This is a genomic window from Hymenobacter psoromatis (assembly GCF_020012125.1).
Classification (GTDB): Bacteria; Bacteroidota; Bacteroidia; order Cytophagales; family Hymenobacteraceae; genus Hymenobacter; species Hymenobacter psoromatis.
The window spans coordinates 3,518,674-3,533,157 of sequence record NZ_JAIFAG010000001.1 but is presented as its reverse complement, the minus strand read 5'-3'; the positions used below and the strand labels follow the sequence as shown (position 1 = coordinate 3,533,157).

12 protein-coding genes are annotated in these 14,484 nt (G+C 63.0%); 5 read left to right on the top strand and 7 right to left on the bottom strand.

The genetic code is table 11. The annotated features are described in order from the left end of the window. The first annotated feature begins 11 nt into the window (after positions 1-11). From dtd to LC531_RS15245, 3 genes are read left to right on the top strand one after another with little or no spacing between them, the layout of a single operon-like run. Positions 12-467 (top strand): D-aminoacyl-tRNA deacylase, encoded by a 456-nt coding sequence (gene dtd / locus LC531_RS15255; protein WP_223651708.1) that lies wholly within the window; start codon positions 12-14, stop codon positions 465-467. 9 nt (positions 468-476) lie between these two features. Then, on the top strand, positions 477-821 hold the full coding sequence (locus LC531_RS15250; protein WP_223651707.1) for a nucleotide pyrophosphohydrolase: 345 nt from the start codon (positions 477-479) through the stop codon (positions 819-821). Next, complete coding sequence (locus LC531_RS15245; RefSeq protein WP_223651706.1) at positions 818-1,981, top strand: anhydro-N-acetylmuramic acid kinase; 1,164 nt, start codon at positions 818-820, stop codon at positions 1,979-1,981. Before LC531_RS15250 ends, LC531_RS15245 begins: the two co-directional genes overlap by 4 nt. 2 nt (positions 1,982-1,983) lie before the next feature. On the opposite strand, the gene LC531_RS15240 is transcribed toward LC531_RS15245, so the two are convergent. The 4 genes from LC531_RS15240 to LC531_RS15225 form a co-directional block, all read right to left on the bottom strand. Further along, positions 1,984-2,313: a hypothetical protein gene (locus LC531_RS15240; RefSeq protein ID WP_223651705.1), complete on the bottom strand. Its 330-nt coding sequence runs from the start codon at positions 2,311-2,313 to the stop codon at positions 1,984-1,986. A gap of 113 nt (positions 2,314-2,426) precedes the next feature. Continuing rightward, positions 2,427-2,732: an FtsB family cell division protein gene (locus LC531_RS15235; RefSeq protein WP_223651703.1), complete on the bottom strand. Its 306-nt coding sequence runs from the start codon at positions 2,730-2,732 to the stop codon at positions 2,427-2,429. 63 nt (positions 2,733-2,795) lie between these two features. Then, positions 2,796-4,067, bottom strand: a complete 1,272-nt coding sequence (eno, locus tag LC531_RS15230) for a phosphopyruvate hydratase (protein ID WP_223651701.1) — start codon at positions 4,065-4,067, stop codon at positions 2,796-2,798. Positions 4,068-4,136: 69 nt separating this feature from the next. Further along, entirely contained in the window at positions 4,137-5,198 is a 1,062-nt protein-coding gene (locus tag LC531_RS15225) for a glycosyltransferase family protein (RefSeq protein WP_223651699.1), read from the bottom strand. Positions 5,199-5,357: 159 nt separating this feature from the next. Between LC531_RS15225 and LC531_RS15220 the strand changes: the two genes are divergently transcribed. Together LC531_RS15220 and LC531_RS15215 are read left to right on the top strand one after the other, a co-directional pair. After that, a complete protein-coding gene (locus LC531_RS15220) occupies positions 5,358-6,314 on the top strand; it encodes a hypothetical protein (RefSeq protein ID WP_223651697.1) in 957 nt (318 codons plus the stop codon). Between the two features lie 67 nt (positions 6,315-6,381). Beyond that, complete coding sequence (locus LC531_RS15215) at positions 6,382-7,116, top strand: DUF4386 domain-containing protein (RefSeq protein ID WP_223651695.1); 735 nt, start codon at positions 6,382-6,384, stop codon at positions 7,114-7,116. Between the two features lie 429 nt (positions 7,117-7,545). Here the strand turns inward: LC531_RS15215 and LC531_RS15210 are convergent, their stop codons facing one another. The 3 genes from LC531_RS15210 to porU all read right to left on the bottom strand — a co-directional run bounded on the left by LC531_RS15210 (position 7,546) and on the right by porU (position 14,465). Beyond that, positions 7,546-8,844, bottom strand: coding sequence for a M16 family metallopeptidase (locus LC531_RS15210; protein WP_223651693.1), 1,299 nt, complete (start codon positions 8,842-8,844; stop codon positions 7,546-7,548). 165 nt (positions 8,845-9,009) lie between these two features. Then, positions 9,010-10,251, bottom strand: a complete 1,242-nt coding sequence (porV, locus tag LC531_RS15205; protein ID WP_223651691.1) for a type IX secretion system outer membrane channel protein PorV — start codon at positions 10,249-10,251, stop codon at positions 9,010-9,012. Positions 10,252-10,352: 101 nt separating this feature from the next. Continuing rightward, positions 10,353-14,465, bottom strand: a complete 4,113-nt coding sequence (gene porU / locus LC531_RS15200; protein WP_223651689.1) for a type IX secretion system sortase PorU — start codon at positions 14,463-14,465, stop codon at positions 10,353-10,355. Positions 14,466-14,484 lie beyond the last annotated feature (19 nt).

Genomic DNA, 14,484 nt, shown 5'->3' with positions numbered 1-14,484 from the left:
CAACCAACTCCATGCGTCTCGTCATTCAGCGCGTCCGCGAAGCCTCGGTCACCGTAGCGGGCACCCTCACGGGCCAGATTGGCCCTGGCCTGCTGGTACTGGCCGGTTGCGCGCCCACCGACGACGAGGCCGCCCTAGCCTGGCAGGCCCGCAAATTGGTTAGCCTACGCATCTTCAACGATGACAATGGCCAGATGAACCGCAGCGTACTCGACGTGGGCGGCGAAGTGCTGATAGTGAGCCAGTTTACGCTGCTGGCTGATGCCCGCAAGGGCAACCGGCCTAGCTACGCGGGCGCAGCCCCGCCCGCCGTGGCCGAGCCGCTCTACCGGCGCTTCGTGGCGCTGGTGGCCGCGGCGCTGGGCCGGCCGGTGCCCACTGGCATCTTCGGGGCCGATATGCAGGTAAGTTTGCTCAATGACGGCCCAGTGACGATTGTGCTGGACTCGCCCGCCACTAACGGTTAGTTTTCTATTATGACCCTCGAACAAGCTCAAGCTACGGTAGATGAGTGGATTACGACCACCGGCGTGCGCTATTTCAGCGAGTTGACTAATATGGCCATTCTCACCGAGGAGGTGGGCGAGGTGGCCCGCCTCATCGCCCGGCAATACGGCGAGCAGTCGTTCAAGGACTCGGACCGGGGTAGGGAGCTGGGTGATGAGCTGGCTGACGTGCTGTTCGTGCTCATCTGCCTGGCCAACCAAACCGGCGTGGACCTCACCGATGCGCTAACCCGCAACCTGGCCAAGAAAACCCAGCGCGATGCCACCCGCCACCGCGACAACCCCAAGCTGGCCGGCGGCCCTACCCCCGCATGAACCCGCAGCTCGCCCGCCTGGCGGCCCTGGCCGCGCAGCCCAGCCGCCGCATCATCGGCCTGATGTCGGGTACCTCGCTCGATGGCCTTGACGTGGCGTTGTGCTGCTGCACCGGGGCCGGCGCGGGGCTGCGCGTGAAGTTGGAGCGCTTCGTAACGGTGCCGTATGAGGCTGCTATTCAGGCAAAAATTCGCGCTGTGAGCCAGCCCGCCGTGCGCCTGGAAGACCTGGTGCTGCTCCATGCCGAGCTGGCCCGCCGCCACGCCGCTGCCGTGCTGGCTTGCCTGACCGAATGGGGGGTAGGGCCCACCGAAGTGGACGTGCTCGCCAGCCACGGCCAGACTATCTGGCACGCGCCGCGCCACCAGCACGGCCGGGCCGATTTCCCGCACCACGCCACCTTGCAAATCGGCGACGGCGACCATCTGGCCCAGCTCACGGGCATTATCACACTCTCCGATTTTCGGCAGAAGCACGTGGCCGCCGGCTACGAGGGCGCGCCGCTGGCCCCATTTGCCGACGAGTTGTTGTTTCGCGAAAAAGGTGTTAACCGCCTGCTGCTCAACCTGGGCGGCATCGCCAACTTCACGCTGCTGCCCGCCGATGGTGGCCCCGCCCAGGCCACCGATACGGGCCCGGCCAACACCCTGCTTGATGCTGTGGTGCGCCGCCACTACCCTGGCCGGCTCTACGACGCGGGCGGGCAGCTGGCCGCGCAGGGCCGGCCCCACGCCGGGCTGCTGGCCGCCCTGCTGGCTCACCCGTTTTTCGCCGCGCCCTTCCCCAAAACCACCGGCCCGGAGCTGTTTTCGCCTGCCTTTCTCGCAGAAAACCAGCGCCTTACAACTACCGAATTCCTACCCCCGCCCGACCTGCTGGCGACCCTTATCGAGTTGACGGCCGCCGCCGTGGCCCTGGCGGCCCGCTACTACCTCGGCCCCCGGCCCGCCGCCGAGGTGCTGCTCAGCGGTGGTGGCGCGCACAATGCTGCGCTGCTCGCCGCCCTGGCCCGGCACCTGCCCGCCGCTCCGCTCCGCAGCACCGCCGAAGCCGGCGTGCCCCCCGATGCCAAGGAAGCTCTGCTCTTCGCCGTGCTGGCCAATGAGACGCTGGCGGGCGCGGGCGGGCTGAGCCTGGGCAAGATTTCATTGCCCGGCTGAGGCTAGCGCTGCCGCATGCCAAATCCCAGCACCGCCCGCGCCGCCGTGTCCCGAAACGTGACTTCGAGCAGCACCGGCGGCGGGCGCAGGGCCGAGTCGCGGGCAAACGCGAAGCGGCAAAACCACTGTCCGGGCACGCGTCCATCGCCCAGGCGCGTGCCGATTTGGTATAGCTCGACATGCGCGCCGCGAACCTGTCCTTGCTGCCACAGCGGCCGGGCCGCCGCCCCGAAAGCGGGCAGCCCTACCCCCGCCCGTACCTCCGGGGCCAGCCGGCGGTAGGCGGCGGGGTAGTCGGCCCGCAGTACATCCAGCAAAAACCGCCGCGCCACCTGCGCCTGGGTAGGGCGCGAGTGACGCGGCGGCGTAGGCTGACCAATGCTGAAGGTCAGCGTGATAAGTAGGAAACAAAAACGAACGATAGGCGGAAAGTTTACAGGCGAAATTACTCGGCCTCTTTGGGCACCAGCACGAACACGTCCTCACCGGGCCGCTTCATGAGGTACTTTTCGCGGGCAAATTTCTCCAGCAAGGCCGGCGAGCTGAGTAGCTCGGCCCGGTCCTCCTTCACGGTCTTAATATTAGCCTCGTAATATTCCTTCTCCGACTTTAATTCGCGCCACTTGTGGTACATCTCGTACTGCTTGCCCAGGTCGTTGGAGTCGAACACGGTCATCCACACCACGAAGCCGACGGCCGTGAGGAAGTAGAAGTTGCGCAGCACGCGCAGAACGGGAGTAAGGAAGTTCATCGGTTCCTTGTTCTTAATTTCTGGCTCCTAGCAGTCATTCAACCTAGGAGCCAGAAACTTGAGTTAAAACTTTTTGCCCGGAAAGTACGCCGTTTCGCCCAGTTCTTCCTCGATGCGTAGGAGCTGGTTGTACTTGGCCATGCGGTCGGAGCGCGAGGCCGAGCCGGTTTTAATCTGGCCGGTGTTCAGGGCCACGGCCAGGTCGGCGATGGTGCTGTCCTCCGTCTCGCCCGAGCGGTGGCTCATGATGGACTTGTAGCCGTTACGGCGGCCCAGGTTCACGGCGGCGATGGTCTCGGTGAGGGTGCCTATCTGGTTGACTTTGATGAGGATGGCGTTGGCTACGTGCTCGTCAATGCCCTTCTGAATGCGCTCCACGTTGGTCACGAATAGGTCGTCGCCCACCAGCTGGGTTTTTTGGCCTACCTGCTTGGTCAGGTTCTGCCAGCCGCTCCAGTCGTCTTCGGCCAGGCCATCTTCCAGGCTCACGATGGGGTATTTATTAATCCAATCGGCCCAGTAGCTCACCATCTGGTCGCTGGTCAGCTTCTCGCCGGTGCTCTTCTTGAAGTGGTAGTAGCCATCCTCGTAAAACTCCGACGCGGCCGGGTCCAAGGCAATCATCACCTGCTCGCCGGGCTTGTAGCCGGCCTGCTCAATGGCTTGCAGCACCAGCTGAATAGCCTCCTCATTGCTCTGAATATCCGGGGCAAAGCCGCCCTCATCGCCCACGTTGGTGCTCAGGCCCTTCTTCTTCAGCACGTTCTTCAGGGTGTGGAAGATGTCGGTGCCCCAGCGCAGCGCCTCGGTAAAGCTGCTCGCCCCCACCGGCATTACCATAAACTCTTGAAAGTCAATCTTATTATCGGCGTGTGAGCCACCGTTCAAGATGTTCATCATGGGCACGGGCAGGGTATTGGCCCCTACCCCCCCTACGTAGCGGTACAGCGGCTGGCCCAGCTCCTGAGCGGCGGCGCGGGCGGCGGCCAGGCTCACGCCCAGAATGGCGTTTGCGCCGAGGTTGCCCTTATTGGGGGTGCCGTCCAGCTCGCACATAATCTTGTCAATCAGCGCTTGCTCATACACCGAAAAGCCAATTAGCTCCTCCGCGATTTTACTGTTCACGTTTTCTACGGCCTTGCTCACGCCCTTGCCCTGGTACATCTTGGAATCGCCATCGCGCAGCTCCACGGCCTCGTGCACGCCGGTGCTGGCCCCGCTTGGTACGGCGGCCCGGCCCACGGTGCCGGAATCGGTGGTTACGTCAACTTCAACGGTCGGATTGCCGCGCGAATCAAAAATCTGGCGGGCATGAATGGCTGCGATGTAGCTCATGAGGTATGGAAAAGAGGAGAAGCACAAATGTAGGGCCGCCTGCGGGTAGCGCGAACTTTCCAGTTCGTGCTATAATTCGTTCAGTAGCTCGCCCAGGCGTGCGAACAGCACCTCGTTGCCGCGCTGCGAATAGCCCGCTAGCGCGGTCTCAAACTGCGGTAGCCCGGCTAGAAAGGCTGCCACGTTGGTCGCCGTCAGGGTTTCAAAGTGCCGGCCGTAGCCGCGCTTTTCAATCTCGGCCGCGTTTAGCCACTGCTCAAACTGGGCCGGAATGGGTACCGCGCCCACCGGTTTGCGCAGGTACACGGCCTCCGAAATCAGCGAAAAGCCGCCGTTGGTGAGCACCGCCCGGCAGCCAGCCAGCTCGGCAATGAAGCCGGCTTCGGAGAAAGGCCGCAGCAGCACGTTGCCGTGGGCTTCGTCCTTATTGAAGCCGTACACGCGGAATTCCTGGTCGGGCAGCTGCTGCAAAATCCCCACCAGGTCGTCCTGCGTGGTGGCCGACTGGTACACCAGCACGTAGCCACCGCGGGTGGGGGTAGTGGCCTGAATATCGGGCCGGATAATGCTGGGCACCAACGTAGTACGCTCGGCGTAGCGCGGGCGCAGCGGCAGTTCAAAAAACGTGGTGATGAGGTAATGGCGGGCGCGAGGCAGCTTGACCCGCACCAGGTGGCGCGCCAGGTCGTAGTGCGCCTGCTGGGCCGGTGGCACTACCATGTCGAGGTGCGCCCGGCTGATAATCTGCATGTTATCAATGCTGATAACCGGTACCCGCAGCAGCTTGGCGAAGAAGTAGCTGAACGACTCGAAGTCCGAAATCACCGTCTCGGGCCGGAAGCCGCGCAGTAGCGCCCGGTATTGCCGGAAGTTGGTTTGCAGCGTCTCGGGCGCGGTGCGCAAGGTCAGGCTCACCGTGCGCGACTTCGAGACCGTGAGCTTCTTATACGCCAGGTGAAAGCCCTTGATTTCGAGTACCCGACCCGGAAACGCCCGGTCGAGTAGCGCAAACGCCCGCGAGCTGCTGACTACCCGCACCTCGTGCCCCTGCTCTAATAGCCAGGCAATGACAACTTTGCTGCGGGTGGCGTGGCCCAGGCCCTCGCCCGGCACGCCGTAGAGGATAGTCATGTTCTCAGTAATTAAGGATTAACGATTCGTGATTAATGGACGGTTGGGGTGGGCGAGGGGGGTAGGGCTGCCGGGCGGTAGAGCGTAGTTTGCGGCTTGGTGGGGTTGGCCCGGTTTTCGTTTTAGGCCGGCTTCAAACCGCTTTTCGTCGCGTTCGTCATGCTAAAATCCTCGCTTTTTTCTGCTCCATTTTCCGGTTCTAAAGGTTGGGCGGGCCTGCTGTTATTGCTGGTAGCCACGGCTTGCACCGCGCCGCGGGGCATCACTACGTCGGGCAAAGTAACGCCCCAGGGCGAGTTTCGGGTGGCCTACAACCAGAGCTTCAACGTGGGCACCGCCCCGCTTAGCAAGGCCGGTTCGGCCGTGCGCGATGCCGCCAGCGGCCTCGGCGGCCAGGCCGCCCGCGGCGACACCGTGCGCTACTCCGGCGCGGTGAATAATGTGCAGGCCGCCGCCCTGGCCTACCTGCTCGACCCGGTGCAGCCCGCCGCCGACTTCAGCCTGCGTTACGGCGTGCTGCCGCGCCTCGACGTGGGCTATAAATACGCCTTTGGCTCGCACGTTTTCGACACCCAGTTTCAGCTGCTCGGCCCCACCGGCTCGGTCGAAAACCCTGGCCGCGGGGCAGCCGGCGGCACCACCTACGCCAGCATCGGGCTGCAATACGCCATTCAGCGCACCGGCCTGCCCAGAATCCCCTTCCTCACTGACCTCAACAACCTGCTGGGTCTCTCGGCCTCGCGCCACGACGTGCTTCTTCCGCTCACGGTTAGCCAGTCGTTTGGTCCCGAGGAGGCGCTCGGGGCTATCAGCTACGGGGCCGTGTACGGGCATTCGTGGGTGAGCTATGGCTTCACGCCCAGCAACCTGTACAACCGTGCGGGCGGCACCAAGCTGCCCGACCTGCCCCGCCAGAGCCGCGATTTCTCGTCCTACGGCCTGTTTCTCAACCTCAAACTGGGCTACAAATACGCCTACCTCGTGCCCGCCCTCAGCCTCTACTACCAGAACTACGGCCAGTACACGTTGCTCGACGGCAGCACTACCTCACTGAGCGGCGTCACGTTCATTCCATCGCTGGGCGTGCAGTTTCGGATTCCTAATTTGTCGCGCTGAATGAGCTACTTGCTAAAAGCTCAGGCAGCAAGTAGCTGCTGACGCTCGACCCAAACCGGAATTTGCCATGACAACCCGCTCGATTGAAACCTCGCCACAGCTATATGCTCGCCTCGGCGGAGCTTTGTACTTGGTTATCATCATATTCGGGGGATTTGCGGAGGGGTTTGTAACTGGTAAGCTATTGGTAGCGGGTAATGCCGCCGCTACGGCCCGCAATATTCTGGCCGCGCCGGCCCTGTGGCAGCTTGGTGTGGTGGCCAATACCCTGGTCGTAGTATGTGCCTTGCCCCTGCTGTGGATTGAGTACCTGCTGCTCCGGCCGGTCAGCAAAAACCTGGTACTGCTGGCCCTCTTTCTCAACTTAGCGTCCCTAGCCGTGGAAGCTGTCAGCAAAGTATTTCTGCTGCTGGTGCTGCCGACGCTGGCCAATGCCGGGTACCGCGCCGCCTTTGGGCCAGCCCAACTGGCTATGCTGGCCAACCTGGAGCTACGAGCGCACGACATTGCTTTCAACATCGCGCTGGTGTTTTTTGGCTTTACCTGCCTGGTCAATGGCTACCTGATTTTTCGGTCGGGCTACCTGCCGAAAACGGTGGGTGTGCTGATGCAGGTGGCGGGCGCGTGCTACCTGGTGGCCTGCTTCGCGGCCCTTTTTACCCCGGTCTTGGCCGATGTGCTTCTTCCTGCCATCCTGCTGCCACCGCTGGTCGGCGAGTTGTCGCTGTGTTTGTGGCTGCTGTTGAGAGGCGTGAATATTGCCAAGTGGCAAGCACGGGTAGGCTTGGTGCCCGGCGCGTAAGCAGCATCTTTCTTACTCTCGCAGCAATTGGTCCCTGCAAGCAGCTAGCAACGACCGTCTGGACGGGTATTGCCACATTTATAAAGATTAGGTACCGAAATAATCAGCATAGGGGACTGCCCCAGCAGCCTGGCCGCTGCTCCAGGGCCAGCGTGTCCGCTCAGCGGTAGCTGAGCGGACACGCTGGTGGACTGACTATCGAGTATACCCGCGTGCTGGGATGGGGTGAGCGGACAGGCCACTGAGGCAGTCCAGCTGCGCCAGCAGCTGCAGAGCCACCCGCCAAGCATAGCCCGGCCGGGTGTTAAGAGAGAAAGCAGCAGTCGTAGCGCAAGCCAACTAAGTACTTGGCTCAAAGATGCTGGCTGGCCCGGCCGGTGGCTTCCCGCAATCGACTAAAAGTGGGCGAAGTTCTGCTGGACAGACTATTCAGGCGGGCGACTGGCCGCCAGCTACTACAGTCAGCATCTCTTCAGGGCTGAGGTAGGTGCGGGCCAGGGCTTGCAGGTCGGCAGCGGTGGCGGTTTGGGTCTGGTGTATCAGCTGGGGGTAGTAATCGGGGCGCAGGTCTTGAAGCACCACGTAGCGGTAGCGGTCGGCCTGCTCGAAAATGGTGGCCGAGTCGCCCAGCAGCTTGCCCAAGGTGTAGTTTTTTATGGTTTCCAGCTCATCATCGCCCAGCGGCTCGGTTTGCAGGCGGGTCAGCTCCCGGTCAATCTCGACGCGCGTGGCTTCGGCGCTCTCGCCATTCACGTCGGTGCCGATGACCAGGGCCGCGGCCTGCTCGCGGGCCACCACGCTGGCATGAATGCCGTAGGTAAAGCCCTTGTCCTCCCGAATGTTACGCATCAGGCGCGAGCCAAAGTAGCCGCCCAGCACCTTCACCAGCAGCAGTAGCTCGGGCGTTTGCTCGGTAGTGAGGGCCGGCCAGCGCCGCCCCACCCGCAAGGATGCCTGAAGGCTACCCTCTACCGGCACCGTGACCAGGCCGGTGGAGTAGGCTTGGCTCCTGTCGGCGCAGGGCGGCAGGGCGGGGGGTAGGGCCGCGCCACCTACCGGCTGCCACGCGCCCAGCTGCGCGGCTACCTCATCGGTGTAAGCGGCTACGTCGCCACTCAGAAAAATCTCGGCGCCGGCCGGCGCATAGGCCGCCGCGTGGAAGGCCCGTAGCTCCTCCACCGTGAGCTGATTGAAAGACGCTTCGTCGAAAGGCCGCCCGTAGGCCGAGTCTTCGCCAAACAGCAAGCGGTTGAATTCCTCGCTGGCCCGGAAACTGGTTTTTTGGTGCTCCACGCGCATATTCTGGCTGAGGCGGGTTTGCAGCAGGCGCAGCTCATCGGCGGGGAAGGTAGGCGCGGCCAGCACCTCGCGCATCAGCGGCAGCAGGGTAGGCAGGTAGCGCGCCAGGCAGTAGAGCGTGAGCGTGGCGCGGTCGGGGCCAGCCTCGCAGTCGAGCGACGCGCCGTAGAACGCCACTTCGTCGGCCACCTGGCGGGCCGAGCGCGTGGCCGTGCCTTCGGTCAGCATCCGGGCCGTGAGCTGGGCCAGGCCGGGCCGGGGCTCGTAGCACTTGCCGGCCCGCAGCACCACTTGCAGGCGCAGCACGGGCTGGGCGGCGTTGGCCAGCAGGTGCAGGCGCGCGCCGTTGGGCAGGGCCCGCACCTCGGGGGTAGGCAGAATGAGTTGGGTAAGCGGGTAGGTGGGTGGGGGTAGGAGGCGATTGAGCACTTCGTCTGAGTTGAGAGGTAAGAGTTATGGGTTAGGAGTTAAAGTTCGCAAGGGTATTGTAGTCAAAGGTCAATACAAAAAGTAGGGTTGAAAGACAGTTGCTGCTAAGCTACTGTCTTTCAACCCTAAACATCAACTCTTAACTTTTAACCCTCGACTCTTAACTCAGTTCGGCAGCGTGCCCTGGGTGCCGCCCGCGCCTTTCTCGTCGAAGGCGTCGGAGAGCTTGTTCAGGTTGAAGTGCAAGGATACCCGAATGGTATTGGCCAGTGGGTTGGCCTGCGAGTTGGGTACTAGGTAGGTGCCATCGACACCGAACACCGATAGCCGTGCGCCCAAGCCGAAGCTCAGGTACTGGCGGGCGCCCACGTGAGGATTCTCGTAGAAATAGCCCACCCGCGCCGCGATGATATTGTTGTACCAATACTCGGCCCCCGCGTGCAGGTCTATTTCTTGCAGCTCGCCATGAAAGCCGCCCGGTGCGTCACTGAACGAGTTAAAGATACCCCCAACAATGCCCTGCGACTGCCGCTCCGTGTTCGTTTGGTTTACCCGGTTAATCTGGTCCTGCTTCTCTTGCGCAGTAGCCGTAGCGGGCAGTGGGTCCTCGTAGTAGGGCGAAGGCACCAGCAGCTTGGTAGCGTCGAAGGCGAAGGTAATTTTATTGAACGAGTCAATCTCGCGCGTGATGGCCGTGCCCAAGCGCAACGTGGTGGGTAGGAAGCTCGCCGTAACGGGGCTCTGGTACACCATCTTATTACCTATGTTACTGATAGCCAGACCAAAGGCAAAGTTATAGATGCCTGCGCCCAGCGTCGCGTCCTTGGTGTAGTATGCGCCCAGGTCGGCGGCGAAGGAGTTGCCGGCCTGCGCATCGCTGCCTTGCACGTTGCCAATCAGGTTGGAGCGCACGTAGCGGGCCGTGACGCCCACGCCGAAGCTTTCGCCCAACTTCTGGCCATACGAGGCCGTTACGGCGTATTCCTTGGGATTGAATTCGCCGGCCGGCAGGTTGTTGCCGGTGCGGTAGTCAATCTGGCCCAGGTTGAAATACAGCAGTGAGGCCGCAAACGCGCCCCGCGTGCCCACCTTGCCGTAGCCCGAGAGGTAGCTCAGGCTCATGTCGTCGGTAATCTGGCGCAGCCAGGGCGAATACGACGGCGAGAAGGCGTACTTATAATCTACAAAGCCCAGCTTGCCGGGGTTGTAGAAGGCCGCGTTGGCATCGGGCGAAGTGGCCACGCCCGCGTCGCCGAGAGACGCGCCGCGCGCGTCGGGGCTCAGCGTCAGAATGGGCACGGCCGTGGTGATGGTGTGCAGGTCGGCCGTGGCTATTTGCGCCAGTGCGGCCGGCGCGGCCACTAGCAGCAGCGCCGGCGTAAAGCCTAGCGCACGAAAAAAGGTCATAAAAATGGGTAAAAATGACGATTGGTAATAAGATGATTAAAAGCTGGTGAAACGTTGCAAGTGGGGTCTCGTGAGGCGAACGCCAACACGACAACTTCGTATTAATTCAACAAAACTAACTTCTCAAACTTAGTGGCGGTCTGGCCGCCGGGAACGCGCACGCTCACGCGGTACACGTACACGCCCCGCGCCAGCTGGTCGTTGTAGTCGTCGCGGCCGTTCCAGGTTAGCGAAGGGTCTTGCAACGTGCTGGGCATGTGGGCGGTACTGGTGGGAAAGTTAGCGCGCAGCGTTTTCACGAGGCGGCCGGCAATGGTAAAAATCTGCACCTGCACGTCCAACTCCTGGCCGGCGCTCGTCTGGTCGAAGTGAAAGGTAGTGATGTTGCTGAACGGATTCGGGTAGTTGAGCACGTGCGAGAGGGCGAGCTGCGCCGACTGCTCTACGAGGAAGTCAACCGTGCCCTCGGCCGAATTATTGTGCGTGTCCCAGGCTTTAAGGCGGATAGTGTGGGGGCCAGGGGCCAGGTCTTTGTAGAGGTAGCGCACCAGCCCGGTGCGGAAGTTGTCCACGTCGGTGGTGTAGGCGCTGTTTACCACTACCAGCTTACTGGGGTCATTGTCGAGGGTAGCCGTAATGTCGTGCCCCACGCCCGCGCTCGACGTATTAATGCCCGACTCATCCTTGAGGCGCGCCAGTAGGTAGGGGGTAGGGCTGGTAGCCGCGCCCGACACGAAGGAGCTGTCGTTGGGCGTTTCGATGGTGTTCAGCCAGAGGTGCACCAGCGGCGGGCGGGTGTCGTTGGCGGCCTTGCGCGAGGCCCCGCCCACCGGGGCCAGCTGGTAGCCCTGGGCATCTACTTTGTTCACGGGGTCCTGGGCGTAGAGGCTGATTTTACCCAGCCCTACGTTGTAGGCAATGTCTTTGGGCACCACGAATTTAACCGAAAAGCGCCCGGCGCGCACCGTGGCCTGGCCGCCGTAAATAACGTTTTCCTGGGTCACGACTGGCTCCGGTGGGCTTTGGTCGCCCAGGGTTTGCACGGTCACGGGCTTATCGAAAATCGTGATGTCGGCCGTGCCGCCGAAGCTTGTGTTGAGCACGCCGCCCTTCTCCACGTGGCCGCTCAGGCGCACTTGGCCCAAGGCCTGCAAGGTATCGAGGCTGAGCGCCACCGACCGCACGGACCGGCCATTAATAGAGTCGAGCACCACGCGCTGGCTGGGGTAGGCGAGGCGGGTGGTGGGGTCGGCCAGCAGGGTGTAGTTGCGGTTATTAAGGTCGCCGCTCACCGTCAGGTTTTTGGCCGTGCCGGTGGCAAAGCCTACGTAGGGTAGAGTGCCGGCCGCATTGCGCGTGAGCACTTGCGCATAAAACGCATCTACCAGCTGGGTGTTGAAATTGGACAGCACTACCCGCGTGGTGCTGAATAACCCCACCGCGCCGCCCGTGGGATTGTTCGTGAGCACCTGCTCGCCAGCCGAGGTGCGGTCGGGGTTGTCGTAGGTACTCAGGTCGCAGGTGCCCGTCACGAAAAACGTGAGCCGGTGCAGGTTTTGCAGGGCCAGCAGCGACGGAATGGTCACTATCTGCTCATCGGCCAGGCCAGTGGGGCCACCGTGGCCGGTGTAGCCAATCAACAAGGAGCCCTGCTCCAACGACTCATCGATGGCCGCTACCGTGGCTGGCGAACGCTGCCCGGCCGCCGTGCTGATTTGCGGAAACAAGTCGAGGTAGTCCTTGCGCAGGTTGTAGGCCGGCTCGCTCCCCTGAATGGTCGCCGCGAACTGCTGCTCCGACTCCATCACAAAATCGGGGTTGTTGCCGTCGTCGGCAGCGAGCGTAATGCGGTTGCGCCACTTGCCGAAGCTGGCGGGCGAGTCGTAATCGATGAGCTTATCCACCACCTGCCGGGCCTGCGTGTCGTCGGTGGCGGGCTGGCCCGTGGGCTGGTGCACCGGCAGCCGGCCCACGCCAATGTCGGTAGCTTCAAACGTAGCGCCCGATGATTCCAGCCAGTAGCCCTCGCTGTCGTCGAGCAGCCCAAAATAGTCTTCCGACGAGTAGCTGTTCTCGCCCTCCAGGTTCACGCGGCCCCCGTTGTAGGAGCTGCTAACCGGCAAAAACGACTCGCGCGACTCGTAAGTAGGCACGAAATTCTGGTTGGCCCGGTCGAAGTCGGCCGTAGTTGTGAATGGGGCGCGAGTAGCCCACCAGGCCGGCTCCTGGCTTTTATCATTAAAGGGCGACGACTTATAATCGAAAGAAGCATCGCCAAACAAGAGCAGATAATTGCGCCGGGCGGTGGGGTCGGGGTTGCGGTTGTACACCTGCTTCATCAAATCGCGGATAGCCGTCACGTCCTGCCCCCCCGAGCTGTACTCGTTGAATACCTCCTTGGTCGTCACCACGGCCACGTTCAGGCCATTGTAATCGCGGCGGTGGTCGGCCAGCCGCTGCGCCTGCGCCCGGAAGGGGGGGTAGGTCACAATGACCAGGTCGAGCTTGCCGTCGGTATTAAGGGCGTGCAGGTTTTGGTTCGGAATTTTGCCAAAGAGCCGGGGCATGTCGAAGGTGCCGCCCGGCTGTACCGCCACAAACTCGCGCAGCGAGTCGGTGTAGGCCACGAAGTCGCCGCTCGCATCCAGCACCTGGGCGCGGGCCCGGCATGGGTTAGTCACCTCCCACACCTGCGCACCGCCGGCATTAGCCACCGTGAAAGTGCCCACCGTGCCCGCTCCGCGCTGGTAGTTCAGGGAGTTAAATTCCAGAAAAGACGCGCTCAGGCGCAGCTGGCGCTTCACCACCAGCTCCAGGTAGTCGAGGTAGCCCGTGCCGCCCGCGTCGTTCGACGTGAAGCTAAGCGTCACCTTGGGGTCGGTGAGGCCAGCCGGTATCTGTGTCGTGAAGGTGCGGAAATCGGTGTTAGCCACCGTCGGAAAGTCGCCGGTCGGAACCCCGTTAAGCTGCGAATTACCCAGGCGGGTACCGCCCAGCGCCACATCAAAGCTGCTGCTCTGCAGGGCCGTGTTGGCGGTAGCCACCGTCAGGCGCAGGGTGTCGCCGGCCACCAGGTCGGCCAGCGGCTGGTTGCCGTCACCGCTGAAAACGAAGTCCTGGCTGGTCCCCGTCTGAAACGACTCGCCCAGCCAGCGCCGGCCCGAGCGCAACACACTCACTAGGTCGTGCTCATAGTAGCGCCGGTCCAGAAAGGTGGTAATGGCCGCGCCCGTGGCCGGCTGGCCCGGCACCGCCGCCGGCGCGACGCGCCGCCCAAGCTGCGCGCCCACCGTGAGAAAATAGTAGGCCGTGTCGCAATAAATATTATTAAGGTGCTTAAAGCGCCCGCCCTCGCCCAGCAGCTCATAGAGCCCCGGCTGCGATTGGGCCGCCGCCCGGCCCGGCTGGCTGGCTCGCCAAGTGTGCGGCCCCCTGGCGTAGAAGAGAAAGAACTCGCCTGCGTCCAGCGTATTGTTGCCGTCGCCCTGAAAGTACAGGTTGTTCTCTACCAGGTCGTCGGGACGGGGGGTGGCGTTGGCCTGCGGCAAAATGCCGGTGGCGTTGCCATAGAGCTGCAAGCGGTTGGGGTCGAGGGTGGGGGGTAGGCCCAGCTTCTGCAAGGTGGCCGCGTCGAGCTTATACACCCCGCTGCGCGGCACCCCGATTTTATACCAGTCGCCGACGCGCAGCACCGAAGCCGCGGCAAACGTGTGGGCCGCCGTGGTACGGGTAGCCGCCGTGCCATCGGCCGCCTGGTAGGCGTAGCTGAACGAGAGCAGCCGCTCAGCCTGGCCGGTTTGGGGGTTGCGGCGCACCGGCTTCAGCAGTACGTAGGTGTAGGGCCGGCGCGCCTCGGTGCCGAAGCGCAGCGTCAGGGCCGGGGTGGGGGGTAGGGCGGCGTTGCCGAGCAGCGCCGCATCGGCCGCCGAAAAAGGCTCGTACACAGTATTTTGCAGCTCGCCGCTGGCTGCCGTGCCGGGCACGCGCAGGGTGTAGGTGCCCACCACGTCGGTGGGCCCGTGGTAGGCCCCCACGAAGGTTGGTATCCGGCGCGGCGGCGTGTCAGGACTGGCGTTGGGAGCGCGCAGGCTGGTGTACACGGTCCAGCTAAGCGCCACTGGCCCGGCCTGGCCGGGGCTGCCCGGCTGGGCGCGCGCGGGCCCAACCAAACCCGCCAGCACCCCCAGTAGCAGCAACGAGAAGAAGTTTCGCATAGAAATAATAAAAGCTGTC

Coding starts and splice junctions, on each gene's coding strand:
- LC531_RS15245 (WP_223651706.1), top strand. CDS start 818: ATGAACCCGCAGCTCGCCCGCCTGGCGGCCCTGGCCGCGCAGCCCAGC.
- LC531_RS15215 (WP_223651695.1), top strand. CDS start 6,382: ATGACAACCCGCTCGATTGAAACCTCGCCACAGCTATATGCTCGCCTC.
- LC531_RS15220 (WP_223651697.1), top strand. CDS start 5,358: ATGCTAAAATCCTCGCTTTTTTCTGCTCCATTTTCCGGTTCTAAAGGT.
- dtd (WP_223651708.1), top strand. CDS start 12: ATGCGTCTCGTCATTCAGCGCGTCCGCGAAGCCTCGGTCACCGTAGCG.
- LC531_RS15225 (WP_223651699.1), bottom strand. CDS start 5,198: ATGACTATCCTCTACGGCGTGCCGGGCGAGGGCCTGGGCCACGCCACC.
- eno (WP_223651701.1), bottom strand. CDS start 4,067: ATGAGCTACATCGCAGCCATTCATGCCCGCCAGATTTTTGATTCGCGC.
- LC531_RS15235 (WP_223651703.1), bottom strand. CDS start 2,732: ATGAACTTCCTTACTCCCGTTCTGCGCGTGCTGCGCAACTTCTACTTC.
- porU (WP_223651689.1), bottom strand. CDS start 14,465: ATGCGAAACTTCTTCTCGTTGCTGCTACTGGGGGTGCTGGCGGGTTTG.
- porV (WP_223651691.1), bottom strand. CDS start 10,251: ATGACCTTTTTTCGTGCGCTAGGCTTTACGCCGGCGCTGCTGCTAGTG.
- LC531_RS15250 (WP_223651707.1), top strand. CDS start 477: ATGACCCTCGAACAAGCTCAAGCTACGGTAGATGAGTGGATTACGACC.